Source organism: Desulfobaculum sp. (genome assembly GCF_054921475.1).
The window spans coordinates 1-23,695 of sequence record NZ_JBUDSW010000019.1; the positions used below are offsets into that span (position 1 = coordinate 1).

The 23,695-nt window shown below is 65.6% G+C and carries 16 protein-coding genes; all 16 read right to left on the reverse strand.

Annotated elements, in window-relative coordinates:
• A partial coding sequence (locus ACY69P_RS02235) for a hypothetical protein (RefSeq protein WP_462326429.1) occupies positions 1-1,847 on the reverse strand: 1,847 nt, incomplete at its 3' end.
• Positions 1,844-3,622, reverse strand: coding sequence for a hypothetical protein (locus ACY69P_RS02240; protein WP_462326430.1), 1,779 nt, complete (start codon positions 3,620-3,622; stop codon positions 1,844-1,846). The genes ACY69P_RS02235 and ACY69P_RS02240, both read right to left, overlap by 4 nt.
• The gene (locus ACY69P_RS02245; RefSeq protein WP_462326431.1) at positions 3,622-5,079 is read right to left on the reverse strand and encodes a B12-binding domain-containing radical SAM protein; all 1,458 of its coding nucleotides are present in this window, start codon (positions 5,077-5,079) and stop codon (positions 3,622-3,624) included. The genes ACY69P_RS02240 and ACY69P_RS02245 overlap by 1 nt, the downstream gene beginning before the upstream one ends.
• A 3-nt stretch (positions 5,080-5,082) precedes the next feature.
• Complete coding sequence (locus ACY69P_RS02250) at positions 5,083-7,521, reverse strand: hypothetical protein (protein ID WP_462326432.1); 2,439 nt, start codon at positions 7,519-7,521, stop codon at positions 5,083-5,085.
• A 36-nt stretch (positions 7,522-7,557) separates the two neighbouring features.
• Entirely contained in the window at positions 7,558-9,372 is a 1,815-nt protein-coding gene (locus ACY69P_RS02255; RefSeq protein WP_462326433.1) for a sulfatase, read from the reverse strand.
• Positions 9,373-9,489: 117 nt separating this feature from the next.
• A complete protein-coding gene (locus tag ACY69P_RS02260) occupies positions 9,490-11,448 on the reverse strand; it encodes an alkaline phosphatase family protein (RefSeq protein ID WP_462326434.1) in 1,959 nt (652 codons plus the stop codon).
• Positions 11,445-11,675, reverse strand: coding sequence for a hypothetical protein (locus ACY69P_RS02265; RefSeq protein WP_459901080.1), 231 nt, complete (start codon positions 11,673-11,675; stop codon positions 11,445-11,447). Before ACY69P_RS02265 ends, ACY69P_RS02260 begins: the two co-directional genes overlap by 4 nt.
• 31 nt (positions 11,676-11,706) lie before the next feature.
• Positions 11,707-12,981 (reverse strand): GTP-binding protein, encoded by a 1,275-nt coding sequence (locus tag ACY69P_RS02270; protein ID WP_462326435.1) that lies wholly within the window; start codon positions 12,979-12,981, stop codon positions 11,707-11,709.
• Entirely contained in the window at positions 12,981-13,778 is a 798-nt protein-coding gene (gene cysD / locus ACY69P_RS02275; protein ID WP_462326436.1) for a sulfate adenylyltransferase subunit CysD, read from the reverse strand. Before cysD ends, ACY69P_RS02270 begins: the two co-directional genes overlap by 1 nt.
• 11 nt (positions 13,779-13,789) lie before the next feature.
• Positions 13,790-15,628 carry an alkaline phosphatase family protein gene (locus tag ACY69P_RS02280; RefSeq protein ID WP_462326437.1) on the reverse strand — a complete coding sequence of 613 codons (1,839 nt, stop codon included), beginning with the start codon at positions 15,626-15,628 and terminating at the stop codon, positions 13,790-13,792.
• Between the two features lie 4 nt (positions 15,629-15,632).
• Positions 15,633-18,545, reverse strand: coding sequence for a sulfatase-like hydrolase/transferase (locus ACY69P_RS02285; RefSeq protein ID WP_462326438.1), 2,913 nt, complete (start codon positions 18,543-18,545; stop codon positions 15,633-15,635).
• Complete coding sequence (locus tag ACY69P_RS02290; RefSeq protein ID WP_462326439.1) at positions 18,545-19,591, reverse strand: glycosyltransferase; 1,047 nt, start codon at positions 19,589-19,591, stop codon at positions 18,545-18,547. Before ACY69P_RS02290 ends, ACY69P_RS02285 begins: the two co-directional genes overlap by 1 nt.
• Positions 19,592-19,632: 41 nt before the next feature.
• Positions 19,633-20,547, reverse strand: a complete 915-nt coding sequence (locus ACY69P_RS02295; RefSeq protein WP_404843407.1) for a glycosyltransferase family 2 protein — start codon at positions 20,545-20,547, stop codon at positions 19,633-19,635.
• Complete coding sequence (locus ACY69P_RS02300; RefSeq protein ID WP_462326440.1) at positions 20,540-22,369, reverse strand: ArnT family glycosyltransferase; 1,830 nt, start codon at positions 22,367-22,369, stop codon at positions 20,540-20,542. The genes ACY69P_RS02295 and ACY69P_RS02300 overlap by 8 nt, the downstream gene beginning before the upstream one ends.
• On the reverse strand, positions 22,353-23,138 hold the full coding sequence (locus ACY69P_RS02305; protein ID WP_462326441.1) for an acyltransferase: 786 nt from the start codon (positions 23,136-23,138) through the stop codon (positions 22,353-22,355). The genes ACY69P_RS02300 and ACY69P_RS02305 overlap by 17 nt, the downstream gene beginning before the upstream one ends.
• Positions 23,131-23,695, reverse strand: a 565-nt coding sequence (locus tag ACY69P_RS02310) for a methyltransferase domain-containing protein (RefSeq protein WP_462326442.1), incomplete at its 5' end; no start/stop codon positions are given. The genes ACY69P_RS02305 and ACY69P_RS02310, both read right to left, overlap by 8 nt.

Sequence of the window (23,695 nt, forward strand, 5' to 3'; positions counted from 1 at the left end):
GTAGCCACACCCGGACGCGACATGCCGGAACCAATGCTCCCGGCGGAACGCACCACAAACAGCACCATCAAAATGCTGATGGGCACGGCAACAACGGCAAGGCGCTCCCAATGCGGACGCCCCCAGTCCCGCACCAGCAGCACCACGGGCGCGACAGCCATAAAGATGAAGCCAAAGCGGATGAATTCCCACAGGCCCGGCGCCGTCTCCACCGTGGGCTTGGCCAGCGTCAGCGACCACGGCAGGGAGTTCGCCACGTCGTTGACCTGCGCATTCTCCAGCCCATAGCGCACCGCGCCGAAGATGATGCTCCCAAGGGGGGTCAGAAACAGCACCACCGCCGCCATGGCTGCTCCCCCCACGGCAACGCGCGCCAGCAGAGCGCGTTCACTGCGCAGCGCGCCCCACAGGGCCATACCGCCAAGGGGAAACGTCGCCAGCACCAATAAGCCCCCCTGTCCGGGAGCAAACAGCACCAACGCCGTGCCAATGGCCACCCACGCCGCCAGCCACCACGACGGCGACAGCCGCCACCACAGGAGCGCCAATCCGCACAGCCCCACAGTGAGCACGGCGTGAATGCGCAGCAGGCCATCAAGGGGCAAAAAGATGATGCACGCCAGCGCCGGAATGCGGCCCGCCACGCGCGACACCGCGGCGTAGACGGGCAGCAGCAACAACAGCATCTGCATGTTGCGCGCAAGGAAGAACGTCCCGGACGAGCCATCGCCGAACAGGTCTGTGAAGAACATCTTGCAGTAGCTAACCAAGCCGCGAACGGGGTCAAAGTCCACATACGGCAGCGCGCCATGCTCCTTCAGCATCCACCACGGCAGCAACTGCTCGCCGGTGTGGTAGTCGCTGCGCTCCAGATGCGGAATCATACTCCCCGAGGCCTTCATAAAAAACACCGCCGCGCACACGCACGCCGGAGATAACGCGGCAAAGAGTCCGGCCCCCTCCTTGCGGCTGCGCAGGGTCACCCGAACGAGGTCCGCGTACGCCCCAGCCAGCATCACCGCCGTAAAGCCCTCCAGCGCATGCCCACGGGCAAAGGTGTGCTCCACGCCATCCACCATCCACGGTAGCGGGAGCAGGAGCAGAAGAATGCACGGCACAGGTATTTGTACGACCACAAGCAGCCATCGCAGGCGCCGCCGCACAGCCGCCCGCCGCCCGCCAATCACGGCGCTCAGGGCCGCGCTTCCCGCGCCAACCAGTCCGCCGGTGGTCAGCGCCGTCATCGCCTGCGGCGCGTGCAGGCCGGGCGCGGCAAAAAACAGCCGATCCGCCACCGCCATAACGCCCACTCCGGCGGCCATGCCCAGAAGCCCCACCACGGCCACACCGCCAACAGCCTCGGTTAGCGCCGCCTCATCACAGCAGCGTACCCGCCAGAGGACGATGCTGGTCAGCGCGCCAACTCCCAGCGCGCCCGCGGCCGAGGCATACAGCAGATGCTCCATGGCGTAGGTGAGCGTCACGCGCGAGGCCAACCACAACAGCGCGGGGACGGCCATCACCGCCAAAAGACCAGCATACGGCTGCCCAAGGCCGCGCCGCAGAGCCTGCGCGCCCGCCCACGCAAGGGCGGCAAACGCCGCAAGAAAGGCCCCCACGCCGCAGTAAAACGCCGCGTAGTCCCCGCTCTTGGTCCAGCCCTGAAAGGCCAGATTCCCCGCCACAAAAAAAGGATAGTCCACCGGCGCATCCAGCATGCGCCAGCCCAAGAACGCCGCGCCCGCGCCCACACACAGCGCGGCAAGGGCAAGCTCCGGCAATATGGCCCGCAGTCCGCCTGCCGCCATGCCTGACCGGTTGGGGGCTTCCCGGAGTGTTTCGGTCATGACCCTGCCTCCACCGTCAGCGCCCGGGGCACGGGCCGCACCATGGGCGCGAACCCGCGCGGCGCGTACATATCGCACCACGGCCCGCGCACCACCCGCGTCAGCGCGCCGGACTGCTCCAGTGCGTCCTGCATGCTCCGCCGCCCATTGCGCCACACCATCATAAGCGGGCCGTCCTCCTCCACATCACGGCGAAAGAGCACGGCCTTGGCCGAAAACAGAGCGTTCAGGCGCTCCACGTCGGCGCTGTCCTGCTGCTGGTAGAAGCGCTGCGTCCACGTCCGCACCGCCGGAAACGCGCCGGAAAAAGGATAGGCATACACCGCCGTATCCGGGCAGGCCTGCACCAGCATGTCCCCGGACTGGGCCGCCACCTGATGCGTGTTCGCAAGGTAGCGCGGGCTAATGCTCACGGGCAGAAAGGCCACCCGGCCAAGGCGGCTGTCCGCCCGCGCGCCCCACAGCGCCTCGCCGTACTCATGCGGCACCGTGTAGTTATCCAGCACACCAACCTTTTGCGGCACCAAGCGCTCGCGCCCAAAGTCGCCGCTCCAAAACGACGCCCCGCGCAGGAGCAGCAGCGCCGTCACAACAAGCACCAGCCCCGGACGGGTGGAGCGCGCGCCAAGGGCGAGAGCCAGCACAAAGGGGAACAGCACCGTCGGCAACACCATCAGCCGCTGGGGCGAGCGGAACAAATGCGTCACCGGGATATTCTCAAAGGCCCACATGAGCACCGGCGCAAACACGCCCTTGCCCACCGCCGCCACACCAACAGCCACAAGCCACGCCCCAACCAGCAAGCGCTCGCGCCTATCCAGCGCCCGGCCAAGGCCCACCATCCGCCACAGCACCACGGCAAGCACGCCGCCGGACGCCGCCAAGAACAGCAGCGTGGACGGATGCGCGCGCAGGAAGAAGTCGCGGTTGTTGTACCCCGCACCAAAGAAGGTCAGGTGCAGCGCCTGTGAGGTTCTGGGGATGCCCTCGGCCTGCAGGCTGTAGTCCTGCATGGTCACGCCAAGGCCAAGGCCGCTTTGCGTCAAAAACAGCGGAGCGAGGGCGTACATGCACAATAGGATGCTCACCCCGGCCACAAGGGCAAAGCCCGCCACATTGCGCCACGACAGCCACCACAAGCAGCACAGCGCAAAGAAGCCCCAGCACAGGACGAAATTCTGCGCCGATGGGAACACAAGGGAGAGGAGCACAGCCAGCGCCACCACATCCCCCGCGCCATAGCGCCCGGAGGTGAAGCACACCACCCGCCACACCACAAGGGGGAGGAGCGGCAGGGTCACATACTGCGGCACGGCCCCGCCGATGGTGATGTTGAAGAAAAACGGCGAAATGCCATACGCCACGCCGCCAAGCCACGCCGCCACCTGCACCCGCTCGTCCTCTGCGCGGCCCTCGCCCGCCGCCGTCAGCACGCGCACCAGCACATACCGCATGCTGAGCATGGACAGCGTCAGCACCGCAAACAGCAGCCCCTTGGACGCCACGTGTCCATCAAGCCCCAGCACCCCAAGCCCGCTGTACACCCACACGGGGAGCAGCGTGGTCAGCTTCATGCCCATCAGCCCGCCAAGGGCGTGCTTCTCCCATGCAGACGGCGCGCAATGAAAAATGTCCGCCAGATAGAACGAATACGGGGCGATGGGCGCGTCCCAATTGTGGCCCACCGTGCCCGGCTCAAGGGCGAAGCGCCACAGCGCACCCGCCGCCAGCGCGGCAAAGGCCACCAGAAGCAACGCGCGACGCCCTGCGCTCATTACCGCTCCCCAAACTTCAGCCAGCTGAGGGCGTAGTCCAGCGCCACCCACTCCACGGGGAAGGCGAACAGCTTCTTTTGCCAGCGCCACTGGGCAACCTTACACAGGCTGTAGTGGATGGCCTTGAGGAGCTTTCTGTTCTCAAGGATGCCCGCGCCCCGGTAGCCCCGGTAGGCAAAGTCGAACTTGGTCAGCAGGGTGATGGTGCGGATAAGGCGGAACATGGAGCGCTCAAAATGCGCCAGATTCTTGGGGTCGTTGTAATAGAACTCGCCCCACTCTTCGAGGGAGGCGGGTGGCGTGTAGCCTTCATCAATGCAGTTTTGCATCAGCGCCGTCCCCGGCAGGGGGGTGAAGGCCGAAATCTGCCCAATCCACACCTTGTCGTACATGTTGGAGCAGGTGTCGATAAGCTCAAAGGTCTGGCGCATTTCATCCACCGATTCACCGGGGAAGCCAATCATGAAGGACAGCCCGGCGTTCAGGTCGTTCTCGCGCAGAATCTCCACGGAGCGGATGACCTGATCCACGGTACTCTGCTTGTTGATGAGCTTCAGGATGCGCGGCGAGCCGGACTCCACGCCAAAGTTGATCCAGTCGCACCCGGCGCGGCGGATAAGGTCCAGAAAGTCCTTGTCGTACTTCACCACATAATTGGCGCGCGAGAATATGGGCCACTTGAGCTTTACCCCGCGCTTGATGAGCAGCTCCGCAATGGCGGCCACGCGCTTTTGGGAGACGGCGAACTCGTCATCGGTGAACCAGACCTGCTCCACGCCGTACTTGCGCACCACGAATTCCAGCTCGTCCACCACACGCTCCGGCGATTTGGAGCGCCACTTGCGCTTGTGGAACACCGGATCGTAGCAGAAGCCGCACTTGTGCGGGCACCCACGGCTTGTCTCCAGATAAATGATGGAGGGCTTACGCTGAAACTCCACATACCGCTCGGTTTTCAGGAAGTCGTAGTTGAGGAACGGCGTCTCATCGAGGTTCAAAAACGGCCTGTCCGGCGTGGAGACAACTTCGCCGTCCTTCGTATAGGTGATGCCCTGCACCGTGGACAGGTCGCCGCCATCCACAATGGTTTCCACCAGTTCGCAGGTGGTGATTTCCCCTTCCTGCCGGGTGACGATGTCCACCAACGGATGCTCTGCGGTCTGCTCGGGCAGAAGCGTCGCGTGTACGCCGCCAAAAACGATGGGCGTATCCGGGCAGCGCTGGCGCACAGTGGCCGCCATGGCAAGGGCGCTCTTAATCTGCGGACCGGACAGGATGGAGAAGCCCACAAGGTCGAACCCCTCCGGGTGGAAATCCGCCATGTCCTCCACCTGCGCGTCAAAGACCACGGCCTCGTGCCCGCGCGCCTTCAGGTAGTTGGCAATGGGAATGAGGGAATACGGGAACCGGTAGCCCAACAGCCGCAAACTCGGATACACCAACAGCACTCTCGCCATAACTCATTCCCCCACGGATTGCTCGGTCTGCGCCACATGCGCCACGCGGCGGGCGCCCCACGCCCGCACAAGTCCCCCGTCCAGCGCCGGAAACGTGGCCGCCACAAGGGCCGTTCCGGCTAGATAGTACATGGCCGTGGTCACAGGCGTTATCAGCGCGCGGCCATGGAGCACGCTGTCCAGCGCTGCCGCCACGGCCAAACAGCCGCCCAGCACCAGCGCGGCCGCCACAAACAGCCGCTCCGGCGCGGCAAACACCCCGCCCGGCCCTTCGCCAATACGGCGGTGGACGGCGCGTCCGGCGTGCCACACCACCAGCACCAGCGCCATCCCCCCAAGGGTGAAGGCGTCGTAAAAGGTGCGTAAAAAGATCACCTCGCCCCACGGCGCATCCCAAAACGGCACTTGCGTGCGGGCGCGCTCAAGGGACGGCCAATACGTTGCCGCGCCAAGCACCAGCCACGCGGCGGCCAGCACCGGGTCCGGAATGCGGGCGTACGCCGCCCCGGCCCCGCGCACCAGCCGTCCACGCCCACGCAGGGCAATGATGCCAAAGACCACGGCAAGGGCCACAATTCCCTGCATCTTGGACGGCCCCTGAGCGGCCAGCGCAGCCTGCGAAACATCGCCCGCGCCCCACGCCGGGGACGACAGCGCCACAGCCCCGCCAAGCCCGCGCACCAGCGGGGCGTACCCGCGCAGAGCGTACACGCCGCACTCCTTGGCCTCACTTTCCTGCCGCAGGGCGGCCATGGCTGGCAGAGTGCGGTCCAGCATCTCGCGGTTCTCCAGCCAGATGCCCTTGAGGCGCGAATGGTCCTCCACGTCGCGGCGGATGACGAGCTCATAGGCGGAAAACACCCCGCCGAGCATGGCGATGCTGCGCTCGTCACCCTCGTAGGCGGTCCATGTCAGCGCATTCAGGTACGGATACGCGCGGTGGAAGGGGAACACATGGACTGCCGTCTTAGGGCAACTCTGAAAGACAGGGTCGCCGCCTGCGGTTGGGCGTTGGTAGCGGCGCGGCAAATACTTCGGCGAATGCGACACCGGCAAAAACAGGATACGCCCACTGCGCGAGTCCACAGCCATATCGCCAAGAAAGCGCGCAAACTCCGGCGCGGTGCGGAAGTTGTCCATGGCGCTGTTGGTCGGCTCGTGCTCCAGCTTCCAGATGCCAAGGTCGCCGCCGTAAAAGGACGCGCCGCGCACAAGGGCCAGCGCCACAAGCACGGCGCACACCACTCCGCCCCGCCGGGACGAGCGCACATACCGCGCGCCAAGAAGCGCCACCACAATGGCAAAAAAGAGCGTCGGCAGCAGCATCAGCCGCTGGGGGGAGCGGAAGATATGCGTCGCGCCAATATTCTCATACCCCAGCATCATAATGGCGGCGAAAGGTCCCTTGCCCGATGCGGCCACACCAACGCTGACAATCCATAGCGTGATGAACAGCCGCTCGCGCCAGCCAAACTCCCGCCGCCAGCGCAGCACGCCCGCCCCGGCCATGAGCAGCAGCGGCGCCGCGCACGCGGCAAACAGCCACGGCGTGAGCGGAACGGCCTTCAGGAACAGGTCCCGGTGCTTCCATCCCGCGTTCAGCGCGGTCAGGTACAGGTTCTGCGCATGGCGGATGATGCCGCTGGCCTGCGCGGTGTAGTCCATACCTTCCACGCCGCCGCCAAGGCCGCCGCTCGCTAAAAACAGCGGCAGAAAGCTGTAGGCATTCAGCAGGCAGGTCAGTACCGCCGTGGCCGCACATGCCGCCACCAAACGCCACCGCCACCGCACCACCACAATGAGCGCAAACAGCCCCCACATGATGAAATAGTTCTGCACCGAGGCCACAACCAGCGAAAAGCACAGCGCCAGCCCCACCACGCGCGGCGCGGCGGGCCGGCCCTCGGCCAATTCCAGCATCAGCCGCACCATGGGCGGCAGTACCGGAAACATAAAAAACTGCACAAAGGAGCCCGTCACCACGGAGCCGAACATAAAGGGCGAAATGCCGTACAGAATGCCTGCGCAAAGGGCCACGGCCTCGGCGTGCAGCACGTCCATGCGCCGCGTGCTCTCACTTGTGCTCAGTAGCCAGCGGCACAGCGAGGCCATGCCCCACACGGAGCCGCCAATAAACACCGCCACCCACAGCTTGGTGGCAAGGTGTCCGTCCACGTCCACAAGACCAAAGGAGGAATACAGCGTCACCGGGATGATGGTGGTCAGCTTCATGCTCATCACCCCGCCAAGATAGTGCTTTTCCCAGGCGTGGAACGCACTGCGGAACACATCCGCCAGATAGAAGGAATGCGGGGGCACAAGCCAGTCGTTCAAATGCCCCATGCATCCGGGCACGAGCAAAAGACGCCACATGCACGCCACCGCCAAAAAGGCGGGTGCAAGGCGGATGAGCCACCAGAGTGCTGTGTCTCTGCGCGTCATGGCATTCCCATTTCCGGATGCTGCGTGTGAACGGGGCTAGAGGTAGCCAAGATCCTTCAGCCGCTGAATAAGTGCCGGGTCCTTGTGGATATCCGGCGGCACAAAGTCCGCATTGGCGTAGCGCGTGCGCAGCGCCGCGCAGCGCGACTGGGCGGCCACCAGCGCCGCATTCAGGCGGTACCCGGCCTCCCCTGCGCTGTCGGCAGTATTGGTGCGCTCACCGGGGTCCGCGCCAAGGTCGTAAAAGGCATAGCTCCCGGTCATGCGCCCACGGATGAGCTTCGCCCCGCCGTAGACCATGGCGTCCTGCGCCTCGGGCGCGAGCTTGTGGTTGAGCACCTCGCTGTACACCGGGCCAGCAGGAGCGCCGTCCAGCACGTGAGGAAGCAGGCCCGGCTCCCACATGCCATCGGCCTCGTACCCAATGCCCGCAAGGTCGAGGATGGTCGGCCCAAGGGCCATCTGGCTCACCGGCGTGGTCACCAGCCCATGGGGCATCCGGCCACGCATGCGCATCCACAGGGGGACGCGGATTTGCTCGTCCGTCAGGCGCTGGCCATGCCCCCACCCGCCACGGTCGCCAAGCTCCTCGCCGTGGTCGGCGGTGAGCACCACAAGGCTGTCGTCATAGCGCCCACTGCGCCGAAGCTCGCCAAAGATGCGCCCCAGCTGAAAGTCCGTGTAGCGCACCTCGCCGTCGTACATGGCTACAAGGTCCTCGCGGCGGACGGTTTTCTTGTCGCACTTGTAGCATCCCGCGCCGATGGAATAGCCTTCCAGCGCTTTGTAGTCGCCGTGGCCCGGTTCAAGGTAACCGCGGTAAAAGTCACGCGGTGGGCGGTATGGCGCGTGGGGGTCGATGATGTTGATGAAGGCAAACACCGGCAGGTCCGCGTAGCGTGCAAGCTGCTCGGCGTAGGCCTCAGCCGAATAGCGCGCCAGCTCCATCCGAAATTCCCGCCCCCCTTCGGGCAGGTCCACACTCTCGCGGATGTAGCCGTACTGATCGAACCCCTGCGCAAAGCCAAACGTCGGCGCCAAATTCCCCACCGTATACAGCCCAAGGGTCAGGTACCCTGCATCGCGAAAGCGTTCGGCAAGGGTGGTGAACTGCGGCCCTATGGCCTCCAGCCCCGGAATCAGTCCCTCATGCGCCACACGCTTGGACACCGCCATGTGTACCGACGGCGGCAGGCTGGTGAGCAGGGAGGCATAGCTTGGCCGCGTCCATGGCGCGGCGGAGTAGGCCCGCTCAAAGAGCGTGCCCTCGCCCATGTGGGCGTCAAAGACGGGTGTGGTTTTGCGGTGGTAGCCGTAGGCCGACATATGGTCGGCGCGGAGCGTATCGATGGTGACAAGGTAGACGCTGGGGCGCTGTAGCGTGCGCTGCGGCGTCAGCACCAAAGGATTGCCAATGACCACGCGCCCTGCGGAGGCCGCACCCTTCACCGTCACGCGCGCTGCGCCGCCAAGGCCGCCCACCTGCGCCGTCAACGTGGTGAACGTTCCCGGCTCGGGCGAGCATTCGCGGGTCACGTTGCCCTCTGGCGTATCGATGGTCACGCGCAGGTCCTGCCGCGGGGCGTCCTCCTCAAGGCCTATGGCGACCTCAAGGCGGGACCACCGCGCCGTGTGGAAGGAGCCAATATCCAGCGGCTGGCCAAGCTCCACCACGTGCGTGGGCATGGTCTGCCCGCCAAGGGTCACCTCGCGCACGCCCTCTCCGCCGGGGGCCATAAGGCGCTGGACGGGCGGGATGTCGCTGTCCACAGCAGTTATCCGGCACGCTGGAGCAAACAGGGAAGCCAGAGCCACACCACCGCAGCCCTTCAAAAAGTCACGTCGTTTCATGGCACTATCCACTTGCGTTGCGAAGCTCGGTGCAGTTGCACAGTCAGATGGAGCGGAAGGTCCAGACCAGCACGAGGTGCAGCGTGCGCGGCCACAGCCGCGCCAGACCAATGCCGTCTATCCGGAAGCAGGACGGCCCGATGCCGCCTGCGCGAGGGGCGCCCCGGTGTAGCGCTTTGGAACCGGAAGTCCCAACGCGGCAAGCACGGTTGGCGCAATGTCGCGCACACTTGGCGCTTTGGCAGCCAGAGGAACGTTGGAGCAGACAATGCCGGGCACAAAGCCCGGGGCGATGCAGTGGTCGCCGCTCCATTTTTTACGGTTGGCGGAGACCATCATCTCCGGGCAGCCGCCCACGGCGGTTTGCCAGCTGGAGCGGTATCCCGGACGGAAGCCAAGCACGATGTCCGGCGCGCCCGGCGCGTTGCCATACAGCTTTCGGCCGTCAAAGGCCTTGGCTACGGCCTGCTCGCCCGTCTCCTGATGGCGGAAGGATTCAAGGTCCGCCGCGATGCGCCGCACAAGCTCATCCCGGCGCGACGGGGGCACAACGCCCTCGCCCTCGCGCCCCTGCAAATTCACGTACACGCTGTTCAGCCCCACGGCGTAGGCCGCCGTCTGCGCCCAGTCCACATTGGCAAACAGCGCCCCGGCGTCCGGGTCCGCAGGGTCCGCCGCGCCCGTGAGCGTCAGGTGCCCTTTCGCCGCCAGCAGGCGGTTCACATGCACGGAGTGGCGGTAGGTGCTGAACCCATGGTCCGAGAAGGCGAGCAGCAGCGTCCTGTCGTCCACATCCTGCATTAGACGGGCAAGGCGCGCGTCCATGCGCTTATACAGCTCAAGGAGCACGCCGCCATAGCGCTTGGCGTACTGCTTGGAATACAGCGGATGCTTGGGGTCCAGCGCGGCCCAGAACATGTGCTGGATGCGGTCCGTGGTGAACAGCACCCCGGCCATGAGGCCCTCTGGCGCGTTGGCAAAGCCGTAGTCGAACAGCTTTTCCTGCTCGGTGAGCAGGTCGTAGCACAGGGTCAAAAACGTTTCGTTGGTCAGGCGGCCCTCGGTGAGGGCCTTGGTGTCCGCAGGGATGCCAAGGGTGGCGAAGTTGCCGATATTTTCGGCCAATTCGCCCGCATACCCTGCCGGACTGCTGATGGGAAAGGCCGGGTCCGCCGGGGTGAGGTTCAGCGGCGTCAGGTACAGCCGCACATGCGGGGCAGCCTGCACAAGGCAAAAGCGCCCCATGGCGCTCACCGTGCGGCCAAAGCCCATGTTGAAGGAAAAGGTCAGCCACGGCGAAAACGCCCCGGGCGCAAGGGTGAGGTCATGCTCGCCCGCCACAAGACGCACGCCGTCCGCCGTGCGGCGTATGGTCATGTCCACAGTGGCGGGCTTGGTACCGGTCAGCCCCGCCACCAACGGGCCGCGCACCTCGGTTTGCGCCGCCGCGCCGGAAAAGACCAGCCGGACCACCTTGTGCCCAGCCGGACCGCCATCGTCCGGGGCGTCCGTATAGAACGCATACCGGCCAATATTGCCCTGCACGTCAGGAACGCCCATGCCGGAAAGGAGCTTTGCGCGGCTCTTGTCCGGCGCGGGGAAGGTGACGGGCCATTTGAGCACTGTGGCCGGAATATCCGCGTCCGCCACATCCTCCCAGAAGGGGCGCGCCTGCACCGGATTCACGTACTCCGGCGCGCCAAAGAGCGCCCCGCCGCTTTGCTGTCTGGTGATGGCAAGGCGGGGGGTGTAGGACTCGGGGTCGCGCTCCAGAAAATCAAACATGCCGTGCTGGCCGGGACCAACGCCCGTGGCAATGCTCGTCCACGATACAGGCGACTGCGGCGGCGTGGTGGTAGCCAGCGGCGCGGCCTTGCCGCCCTCAAGGAGCGCCTTGAACGCGGGCAGCTCCCCGGCGGCGGCGTACTTGTGCACAAGGCCAAAGTCGATGCCGTCCATGCCAAGGAGCACCACCCGGCGATAGCCCTTCGGCCGCGCCCGCACCACGGCGGGAAATCCAAAGGACGCCATGGCGCCACACGCGGCGCACCCTTTCACGAACTGGCGGCGGTTCATCCGTGCTCCTCGACCTTGGTCGTCTCCGTGTCCTTCCGGCCACGGACTTTGCGGTACAGCTTGATGATAGGCCGAAACAGCACCGCCGCCCCAGCGCCCACAAAGGCCAAAATATACGCCAGCCCGCCAAACACGGCGCTGGTGGTTCCCGGATCCACATACGCCCATGCCGTCGCCGGAATCAGCACCACGCCAAGACCGGCCACGCACACTGCGCCTTGCTTCATACGATGCACCACGTCTGTTCCCCTTTGCTGATTATGCCCGGTCGTTCACATCCGCCGTTTCCTCCACAACGCCGACCGCGACGGCCTCTCCGCCGCGCTCCACAACCATGCGGCCCAGCTCGGGGCACCGCAGGAAGGGCAGGAACGCTACAGGCTTTTCCACCTGTATATTTCCTACCATAATATCACCGAAGAAAACAGCATCTCCCTCCTGCGCGCCGGTCCTCGCCCCTGCCGCGTCAAAGCTCATCCGCGTGGCAAAGGGGCCCAGCCTGCACGGCACTTCCTGATGCCCAAGGCGCAAAATATAGCCGTCATCGGTGCCGAGGGGCGCTTCACTCAGCGAGGCCAGACGCACCGCAATGCTGTCGCCAACGCTCAGCGCCACATCGGATAAAACATCCCCGCGCGCCGGTTCGGCCTCGCCCTCCAGCACCACGCCCACGTTCTCCCCGGGGCTGGCCGAGGCGATGACGCCTTCAGGAAAGCGCACCAGATGCGCCACCTGCGCCTCGCCCCCACCGGGCTGCACAGCAACGCGCGCGCCCGGTTCCAGTACGCCGCTGAGGATGCGGCCCACATGCACGGGGGTGCCGTCCATGTCGTATCTATCCTGCACCGGCAGGCACGCCGCGCCCGCAATGGGAGCAGGCAGGGGCTGCGCGTCCAGCGCCTCCACCAGCGCCGGGCCGCCGTACCACGGCATGCGGCGCGACTGCTGCGCCACATTGTCGCCCCGCACGGCGGAGACGGGCACCATGGCCGCCACCTCGCACCCAAGGCGCGCGGCAAAGTCGCACACGGCCTCCTCCACGCGGCGGAAGGCCTGCTCCGCGTAGTCCACGGCGTCCATCTTGTTCACGGCCACAATCCACCGCCGCACACCGATCATGTGCAAGATGGCAAGATGCCGCAGCGTCTGGTCGCCTATGCCCTGCGCCACATCCACAATGCCCACGGCCATGTCCGCCTGAGTGGCTCCGGTGACCATGTTGCGGATGAATTCCCGGTGCCCCGGCACGTCGATGAGCACATACTGCCGCACCGCCGTGGAAAAGAAGGTCTGCGCCGTGTCCACGGTGATATGGTCGCGCCGCTCCTCGGCAAGGGCGTCCATCACGCGGGAAAAGTCCGGCCCGCCGTCCTTGGCGGAGAGCTCCAGATCGTGCAGGCGGTCCGCATCCAGACTGCCCGTGTCAAAGAGCAGCCGCCCGATGAGCGTGCTCTTGCCGTGGTCCACGTCCCCGACCACCACCGCGCGGCCGGGACGCTGGCCGTCATGATTCATTCTGCGCGCTTCGGTCATTACAAGTACCCCAGTGAACGCAGTTTCTGCATGGTGAAGGCGTCCTCCTTGTCCTGCGCGCGGCCCGCGCGCTCGCCCACGCTGGTGTGTGTGAGTTCCGCGATGACGGCCTCAATGCTTGCGGCCTCGGACTCCACGGGGTTGCAGCAGGGCATGCACCCAAGGCTGCGGTAGCGCTTGCCGTCACTGACAAAGTACAATTCATTCAGCTCCAGCCCTTCGCGCAGGGCGTATTCCCAGACGTCCACTTCCGTGAAGCCCAGGAGCGGATGGATGCGCAGGTGGTGCGTCTCCTCGCTGCGGCTTTGGTACAGGTCCCACATTTCAGCGGGCTGGCGCATGTAGTCCCAGCGGAAGTCCTCGCCGCGCGGCGAGAACACGCGCTCCTTGGCGCGGATGCCGTGCTCGTCGCGGCGGATGCCCACCATCACGGACTCCAACCCCATGCTGGTCAGCGCATCGCGCAGGACGTTGGTCTTGCGCTGGGTGCAGCACTCCAGCTTGCTGGAGCCATCCGGGCGCGCGGTAACGCTGCCCGGACAGGTGAACACGCGCACGTCCAACCCCCACTCTTCGGCCCAGCGGTCGCGGTAGGCGTACATCTGCGGGAACTTGTACCCCGTGTCGATGTGCACCACAGGGACGGGGATGCGCCCCAAAAAGGCCTTCATGCACAGCCACAGGAGCACTGTGGAGTCCTTGCCCATGGACCACAGGATGGCCGTCCTGCGCGAGCGGGCGTATGCCTCGCGGATGATGTACACCGCGTCGTTCTCAAGCCGTGTCAGCCTGTCCATATGCACTCCGTTCAGCGTTTGACGAGTGGTTCGCCCTGCATGGTGTCCGGCCGGGTGATGCCCAGCACCTCCAGCACGGTGGGGGCGATGTTCTCCAGCCCCGCACCTTGCGTCTCCAGCGGCAGGTTCGACAGCAGAATTCCCGGAACATTCTGCGGCGCTTGGCAATGGTCGCCGCTCCAATGGTTCATATTGTCCTCAAAGACGCCCTCTCCCGGCCCGCCGAGGGCGCTCTCCCACGACACACGAAAGCCCGGCGCCATGCCCAGCACAAGGTCCGGCGCGCCGGATGCAAACGGGCCGCTGTAGACGTCCTGCCCCAGCGCCACGTCGCTGACGGCGCGCGCTCCCGTTGCCGGGTGGCGCAGGTCCATAAGCCGGGCGCGGATGTCCTCCTGCACCTCGCGGCGCTTCTCCGGCGGCACCATCCCGCCGCCCTCGCGCCCGCGCTCGTTGATGTACACGGCGTTGAGGCCAGCGGCGTAGGCCGAGGTCTTCTCCCAGTCCACACCGCGAAAGAGCGTTCCGTCGCCCTCCGCGTGCTGGGTGAGCAGCCCCTCGCCGGACAGCCACGTGTTGATGTGGAAGCTGTGGCGGAAGGTCTCGAACCCATGGTCGGAGCAGACGATGACCGGCACATCCGGCCCCAGCCTGCGCACCACCTCGGCAAGGATGGCGTCGGCGCGCTGGTAATAGTCGTCCACCACGCCGCCGTACTGCGCGGCGGCTGCGGCGTCGTGGAAGGGATGCGCCGTGTCCTTGTGCCGCCAAAACAGATGCTGCACCCGGTCCGTCGTGTCGAAAACAAACGCCAACACCCCGGACTGAAAATCATCCAGCAGGGCAAAAAACATCCGCCGCCACTGGTCCATAAGCTCGTCGCACAGGGCCAGAAAATGGCCCTCGCCGATGCGTAGTTCGCTGACGGCCTTGGTGTCCTCGGGCATGCCAAGGGTAAAGAAACTGCGCCCGCCGCCAAGGGTGGCCGCGAATTCCGCCGGAGCCGACAGCGGCAGATACTGCGAACGCGGGTCAATCTGAATAGGCGACACATACAGCCGGAATTCCGGCTCCACCTGCACCAACAGCATCCGGCAGATGCCCCACGCCTTAGAAAAGGGCGGCAAGGGGAAGCGTACCCGCAGCCACGGGCTCCACTGCCCCGGCTCCAGATGCATGGTGGAGTCCGGCAGATGCACGTCCACGCCAGTACCTGCGCGCTCAAAGGTCATAGCGACCTCGCTGGGCTTTGGCTTGCCAAGGGCCTGATACAGCGGCCCTTCCAGCGCGGCCTTGGCCTTGCCGCCGGAGAACGTGACAGGGCGCACCTTTTCCGCGCCGCTGCCCGTCAGGTCGGCATCGTCCGTGGAGTAAAAGAGATAGCGCCCAAGGTTGCCCTGAATGTCCGGCATGCCAAGGCCCGCCAGCATCCGCGTGCCATTCATGGGCGGGGGAAACGTCACGGGCCAGCGGATGACGGTGGCGGGCACCTTGTGCCGCGAGGCCTGCTCCCAAAACGCCACGCCTCCGCGCGCCGGGGAGTACTGCTTGCCCGGCGCGGCAAAGGGATTGCGCCCGGTCTTCTTGAGGATGGACAGGTCCAGCCGGTACTCCTCGGGGGAGCGGTGGACAAAGTCGTAAATGCCGTGGCCGCCGGGGTTGCATCCGGTGGCAATGGTGGACCATGCCACGGGCGACTGCGGCGGCGTGGTGGTGCGCACCGGTGAAAACGCGCCGCGCTCCGCCATGGCCGAAAACGCAGGGAGCCGCCCCTCGTCCATCAGCCGCTGCACTTCACGCGGGTCCAACCCGTCAAAACCAAGAACGACCACCTTGTCATGAGCCTGCACTGTGCTACTCCACATACCCAAGGTCCTGCAGGGCCTTGAGGTTTTGGTTGAGCGTCACGTCCAGCCGCGTGGTTGCGCGGCCCGCCTGCGCCCCGGCGCCACTGCCCAGCCCCCGGTACCACTTGGCGCGCCACAGGGCGGCGCGCTCCAAATCCGGCGCGGCCATGAGCAGACGCTCCTCGGCATCGTTGGCGGTAAGGCGGGTCCAGCCCTGCCCAAGGTCCATGACCACCTTGCCGTCCGCCCGCATAAAGGCGACGCGCTGGGGGGCCTCGCGCGGGTCAATCTGCGCAAAGGCCACGCCCTGCGGCGCCCGCCCATGCGCGGCAAGCAGGCTTGTCCCGCGCAGCAGTTCACTGCCCGCGCCCTCCACAAGGTCCACCAGCGTGGCATAAACGGACACCGTCGACACCGGCCCCGCCACTGTGCGGGTTGCTCCGTCAAAGCGTCCGGGCACATGCACGATGAGCGGCACGTGAATTTGCTGGTTGTACAGTGACGAACCGTGCCCATACACGCCATGCTCGCCAAGGGACTGGCCATGGTCGGCCAAATACAGCATCGCCACCCCGCCGTCGGCACCGTCCGCGCCGTAGCGCGCGTCCAAGGCATCAAGGAAGGCGTCGAACTTGGCGTCAAAGTACATCCACTTCATGCGGTAGCCGTCGCGGAAGTGCTGGAGATTCTCCGGGGCGTACTGCTTGCCGGTCTTCATGGTGGGCGGGGTGCCGCGAGGTAGCGGGTCCGCCGCCGCCATATCCCGCGCCTCATCCAAAAAGGCCACAAGCTGACGCGAGCGCGTATGCCGCGCCACACTGCGCACGGTAATGGTCCCGCTCACCGGAGCGTCAAAATGCAGTTGCAGCACCTGCGGCCCGGTAAACGCCTCCAGCGGCACGTCTACCGCGTCCGGCCCACCGCGCAGCATGTGGGAGACATTGACGCGGAAGGTCACCTCTGCGCCGTCCTCGGCAATGGGGCGGGCCTCAGCGTACAGCTGGCTGGAGCCATCCTCGCGGAAGAGGTTCACCTCCACATGCGACAGCGCGCCGCGCATGGCCGCACTGCCAAACTCCACCCGCACGTCAAAACTCCGCAGAACCACATCGTCATCAAAGGGCACCAACCCGCCGGGGCCCGTGCCCATGAGCAGGCGCTGCGCGCCGTCCACGGTGAGTGCGGCCTCCTGCGCGTTCCACTCAAAGGCGTCGGACGCGCCCTTGTAATTGGTCAACATCATGTCCTGCCCCTGCCGCACCCGCGTCACGGTGCCCATGTCGGCAAAGGGCTTCTTGCCAAGGTGGCGCATGTACTGGACAAGGCTTTCCGGCTTGTCCATGCAGTCCGACACCACACGCCCCACCGCATCCGGGGAGTGGGTCTCCATGGCCTGAATGAACACAAAGGCCGGGCGGCCATCAGCGTCGCGGCGGGCCAGAATCTCCTCCGCCGCCGTGAACAGCTTCTCCCCGTGCATGATGCCGAAGTGATAGATGTATTCGTCCACATAGAATTCCAGACGCGGAATCAAATACGGATTGGTGGTGACGCAGTAGGTCCGGTAGCCATGCGAACGCATGTAGGCAAACAGGTTTGATGGCTGGGCCGGATAATAAAAGATGGGGAACTCCGCCAAATGCCGCCCGTGCAGCACGGCGTTGGTGGACGGCGTCGTCGTGTTGGAGGGCGAATACCCGTGGGTAAAGGTCAGGGTATCCGGCCGCGCCATAAGCCGCGCCAACCCGCGCCCGGCGCGCATGACGCGCTTATCATAGGCGGTCTGCGCGCGCAGGGAATCCGGCACCACCACCACGATGTCCTGCGCGCGGCCAGGCGCCGCGGCAGGGACAACGCCCGTCACGCTCATGCCCGACACAATGCCCACCCCGGCGGGAAGGCCCGGCTCACCGCCCTCGGCCTCGGCCCGCAGCACAAGGCGCACCCGCTCGCCGGGCGCAACGCGCAGCGGCACACGCACGGTGCGCATGGACCACGGCGCGCCGTCCATGTCCTGCGCAGGGTCAAAGCTCTCGCGCCACAGGGAGGTTCTGCGCCCGCCCCGCTCCGCCAAAAGCTCCAGCGTAACGGGATGAAGCGCGCCAAGGGGCACGGCGCTCACGTCCATGCGCACCTCGCCGTCTCCGGCAAGGGTCACGGTCTTCGCCATCTCGGCCCCGGCGGCAATGAGCAGCGACGGACGCACCGTGCTGTGCTCCCCGTCAATGGAGGACTGAAAGAATGACGAATTCACCCCGCTGTCCCCAAGGGGCAGCATGCCGCCGGGCAACGTAAACGAAGCGGCATAGGGATAGAAGATGCGGTCCAGAAAGAGCGCCACAGCAACGGCGCGGTCATGCATGGCGGCGTCAAGGGCCACGGCGCTCACGCTTTCAACGCGCAGGTCATTGCGCAGCAGTTCCGGCGTGGCGTGCCAGCGCGGGGCGTCGGCTCCGGGGTCGAGGGGGACGCAGATACTGCGCGCCTCGGCCGGCGCCGCAGGCAGAAACATCTGCCGCTCGCGCCCGAGGAGGGTGTAGCTCAGCGTGGTGGGAAATGACGCCGTGTAGGCCACCTGCAGGACGACGGCCTTGTCGGCGTGGCCCTTTCGCGCGGCGACGCAGGCGGCGGAAAAATCCTCGGCAAAGGCGGTCCAGCCTGCGTTGCGCATGCGCTGGACGGTGTCTCCGCCAGCGGCCACCGGCCCGGCGGTCCCAAGCACCTGCGGCGAGCCTGCGGCCACTATGCGCGTCGCCATCCTATGCAGGGCCGCTGCGTCCACGGCCTGCATCTCTGCCCCGCGCACGTCCCAGTCGCCCGGCCAGTCCTGCGTCACCATCTGGCGCACGGCTGGCGAAGCACCGCACACGCCCGGAAGAAGCAGCATCACAACGGCAAAGAGTACAACACAGCGCCGCATTATTTCGACTCCTTCAGCGCGCCGGGCGCTGGACAATGGGTGCGGTCCTCCGGCTCGTCCCACCAGCCAAAGAGGATGCCCCGAATCATACGCAGACCAAGGCGGAAGGCGACCATGGCATTGACGTTGCCGCCCTTGCTCAGCCCCACCCGGCGATAGAACGTCACCGGGCACTCCACAATGGACAGCCCCGCTTCAAGGGCCTTGTCGATGAAGTAGGCGTTAAACTCCAAATTGATGCGGTAGAAATCCAGCCCGTCCAGTAGGCCGCGCAGGGCGTCGTTGCGGCACATCTTGTAGGTGGTGCCCACGTCGGACAGCGTGCACCGGCCAATGTGCTTCATCTCCAGCATCTTGCCCACAAAGGTGTTGCCGTAGTGGATAAAGGGGGTCACCTGCGTGCCCTCCTCCTGGAGCTGGTCCACAGTGCGCGTGCCCACCACGATGTCGCAGTGCGGCAGATAGGCAAAAAACTTGTCGATATCCGCCGCGCGGAAGGTCATGTCCCCCTCGCACAGCACGGTAACGGCCGTGTCGTCCCACTTGAGGCCCTCCTTGAGGGCGCGGTGCACGCACGCGCCGTAGCCCTGCACGCACTCGTTGTAGGCAATGGCGCCAGCCTCCTTGGCGCGCTCCAGCGTGGCGTCCTTGGAGTTATTACTGATGACGATAACGCGCTGTACCGCCGGATGGGTAAGGAAGTCCTTCACCGCCGGGCCGATGGCTTCCTCGTCGTTATAGGCGGTGAGGACCACGGTGCAGGTCTGCTCGCCAAGGTCGTCAAACCGGACGGTGCCGCCGTTTTTGAACCGCGGGCGAAAGACGTAGATGTCCACGCAGATAAAGAACACGCCAATGATGGCCGGGATGCCGCTGTACAAAACGATGGCGCGGTTTATCCACGTCAGCGTGTCGTTGTGCGGAAAGAAAATGTTGCGCGGAAAGCCCAAGGCCACGCCAATGACATACATGGCCAGCGCCACGCCAAAGAGCACAATGCCATACAGCGCCAGTGGTACCCGTCTTGCCCGTTTCCGGTCCGTCATGAAGACTCCCCCTGAAGGGTTTCCCAAGCCGTGTCGTCACATCACCCCACCCCGGCAAAGCGTCCGGTCAGCCCATGCGCCACGCCGCGGAGCGTGGCCCACGCAATGTCCGGCCGCCGAAAGCGCAGGGACTGCGCCACATAATACCCGGTCAAAAGCGGCATAAAGCACACAAGAAACACCCCAAAGCCCACGCGGCTGGCGTTTTTGCGCATAAACAGCACCCGGTTGCGCGAGACAAGGTACCCCCGCCCGGCGTTGCGCAGGCCGATGGCGTTTTGGATGCGCTGGTCCGCGTCGGAAAAGTCCGCAATGGACAGCTTGTGCCACGCCGTAGCTCCGGGCACCACGCGCACCTCGTACCCCGCGCGCAGCACGCCCTCGGCAAAGTCCGACTCCTCAAAAATGATAAAGAACCGCGTATCGAAGCCGCCCACGGCGCGGAACACCTCGGCCCGCACCATGAAGGCCGTGGGAATATGCCCCGTCGGGTACGATGTCCCCCGGTCCGGCGGCGTGGTCAGATACGTGGTACGCCCGGTGACGAGGTCGATATCCGCCCCGGCAAACCACACGCGGTCCGGCTCGTCGTAGTAGTTGATGACAGGCCCGGCCATGCCGCACTGCGCGTTGACCACAAACTCGCTCACAAGGCGCGATATGGCGTCCGGGGCAACGGTGGCGTCGCTGTCCACAAAAAAGAGAAGCTCCCCTGTTGCGGCCTCGCCCCCGGTGTTGCGCGCCAGCGACGCGCCGCCGTTGTGCGGCGTGGCAACATAGCGCGCCTGCGGAAAACGCTCGCGCACCATGGCGGCGGTGTTATCCGTGGAGCAGTCGTCCGCGACCACGATTTCAATGGAGCCATAGTCCGAGGCCTGAACGGACCGGATGCACTCCTCAAGGTCGCCCGCGCGGTTGTGGGTCGGGATGACCACGCTCACCAGCGGCTCAGCCATTGTGTCCTCCTGTGCTGCGCGCGGACGAACCATCGCCGGCGGCCACGCCCGTTTCTCCGCGCACGTCGTACACCCACGCCACGGGCACCCCATCCACGGTAAAGGTCTTCACCGGGGCAAAGCGCTCCTCAATCTGCTTGCGCAGACGGTTGTGCCCCTCGCCGGGGAACATGCCGGGATAGCGGAACAGGCGGTGCACCACCACATGCGTGGCCCCGCTGCGCTGGAGGGCGTCAAAACCCATGCGGCGGCTCGTCTCATCAAAATAGGGGAACCGGAAGGTCAAATCCCCAGCCCCAAAGCCTTCAAGGGGATAGATGGACTCGTTCTGGGGCATGCCCTCCTTGTCGCGCGCGGTGAACACGGCGCTTCCGGCCAGAGAGCGCGGCACATTGACGCGGCTGGAGTACATAAAGGCATTGGGCTTGGTGCCCCACACCCACACCGTTGCGCCGGGGGGCGCGACCTTATCCACGTACTCAATGGCCTTGCGCTGTCCCACGCCGCTGTCGGCCACGATGTAGTCCTCGCTAGCACCCTGCATGCCGCCCACAAAGGCGTTGAAGTAGTCCTTCTGGTGCGGAAAAACGATGGCGTTGGAGGCAATAAGCCAGCCGCCGCCCACCACCACAGCGGCAATGGCCACCACCCGGCGCAGGGCGTCCTGCCGCCGCGCGGCCCACGCAAGCAAGCGGTCCACGCCGTAGCCGCCCATGACGGCCAGCGGCACAAAAGCGGGCATTATATGACGGTAGCCGCCATGCTTGCCCTTGCTCAGGGTGATGATGCCAAAGGTAAACGCCACCCACAGGGCGAGGAACCAAAAGTCCCGCCGCCGCTCACGCCACAGGGCCACCCCGCCGCCAAGCATGGCGATGAGGAACGGTATGGGCGTGCAGATGGCAAGGTAGACAAAATAGTAGTCCGGCCCCAGTTCTGTTGTGCCCTTGTAGAACCCATGCCCCACAATGGTGAACTGCACGGCGAGGTTCTTGAAAAACAGCGTGGGGTCCGTCCACAGCCACGGCCACACCGCGTACAGAACCAGCGGCGAAATGGGGAACCAGAGCAGCGCCCTGCGGTTGGCAGACAACCACGACAGCGCCGCATCGCGCCCATTGTCCCGCACATACCACCACGCCAGCAGCAGCATGTAGGTGGCGATGACAAAGCCGATGCTCCCGGAAAAGAGCTTGGTCCCGGCGGAAAAGCCCACAAAGACGGCGGAGAGAAAATACAGCCGCCACGAGCCGTCGCGCAGGGCCGTCATGAACAGATAGGCGGCCACGGCCTGCGTGGCGACCATGCCAATCTCCAAATACGCCACACTGCCCATTCCCATGAACGGCGGCAGGGCAATGAGCAAAAACGCGCTGAACATCCCCGCGCGGCGGCTGCCAAGAATCCGCTCGCCCCAGCGCCACGCCACAAAAATCACCACAAGGGCCGCAACCACGCTGGGCACGCGAAAGGCCATCACCGCCGCGTCGCTCTTCAGCAGGCCCGCCGCCTGCGCGGCAAGTTCGGCCATGGAGCCGGGCAGGCCCGTCACCGCAAGGTTGACCAGCACATACAGGGCACACGCCCCGCCGTAGAAATACATCATAAACGGCGGGTGGAACTCAAAGCTCCAGAACTGCGGATCAAAGGTCAGGGTGGCGAAGTTGCGCAGCGCCGTTGCGCCGCCCACAACGTAGGTCAGCTCGTCGTAGAGCAGTTCCACATGCGCGGCGAGCACCGTCAGCAGCAGCCCCGCCACGGCCAAGGCAAGCGCAAGGGGGCGGGCGTCCGGGGAGCGGCCAGGGTTACGGCGTTGGCTCATGGTCTGCCTCCTGCTTGAGGGGTTCGCTCACGCGGGTCCACTGCTGCGCGCTGTCGTCATAGCGCAGGATGGGCCGGGCGGGATTGCCCGCCACCACCGTGCGCGGCGGCACGCTGGAAAGCACCACGGAGTTTGCCGCCACAACGCTGTTTTCGCCAATTTCCAGCAGTCCGCCCGAGGCATGCACCACCACATTGGCGGCCAGCCATGCCCCGCGCCGGACCACCACACGCCCGCCGGTCTTGATGCCCTGCCGCGACACGGGACGCGTGACGTCCTCGTAGGCGTGGGCATGGTCCAGCACGGTGACGTTGGGGCCAAAGAGCACGTCGTCCTCAATGTCCACGCGATTTGCGGCGGCAAGGGTGCATCCCGGCCCAACACGAACGCCGCTGCCAAGGCTCAGGTAGGCGCGGGCATCAGGGCGCGGCATCTCCACAAGGGGGACGCACAGCCAACTGCCGCGCTGCACCCACACCCTGTCCCCAAGGGCGATGAAACGCGCGCCGTCCACACTGCACGTGGGGTCCACGATGACCCCGCGCCCGCAGGAGCGGAAGCGGTGCCGCAGCGCCCGGTGAATGCGCGCCCACACCATAAGCCGCAGGCCCTTGCACGCCAGTTCGCGCAGGGTGTAGCCCTGCCCTAAAAAGTACGTCAGCCGCTGGCGCAGGGTGCCTTCGGACGGATGCGTAATGGCGCGCATGTCCTGCTCCGGCGCGGCGCTCTGCGCGCCATGGCGCTGGGTCATGACCTCACCTTCATCCATCACCACCTCCGGGGCGCACTGCGCACAGGAAGAATTGCCCGGCCATGGGCCGGATGGGACTGCGCAAATACAGCCGCACCAGCCACGGGGCCTTGGGCAATCGGCTCTTCATGGAAAAGGGCAAAAAGCGCGGCTCCACGCGCTCCACGGCAAAGGCCAGACTCTCCAGCCAGTCCTTCATCCCCGCATCGGTAAAGATGAGGCGGTGGGTGTAGTCGTCAAAATAGGAATCCGCGCAGTATTTGAAGTTGGGCTGGATGACGAGGAGCCGCCCGCCGGGCCGCAGCACGCGGTGGATTTCCCGCGCGCAGGCCTCGAAGGTGTCGCGCTCCAAGTGCTCAAAAAAGTTGCTGGCCAGCACCACGTCCATGGAGCCGGACTCAAAGCGCGACAGGTCCGTGGCGTCGCCCACATGCGCGGTGATGCCCTCGTCGGCGTAGCGCCCCACGTCCGCGAACAGGTCCATGACGTGCTTTTCGCCCGCAGGCACGGCGTTGATGAATTCGCAGTAGCCGCCGCCCACCTCCAGCACCCGCGCCCCGTCCGGGACAAAGGGC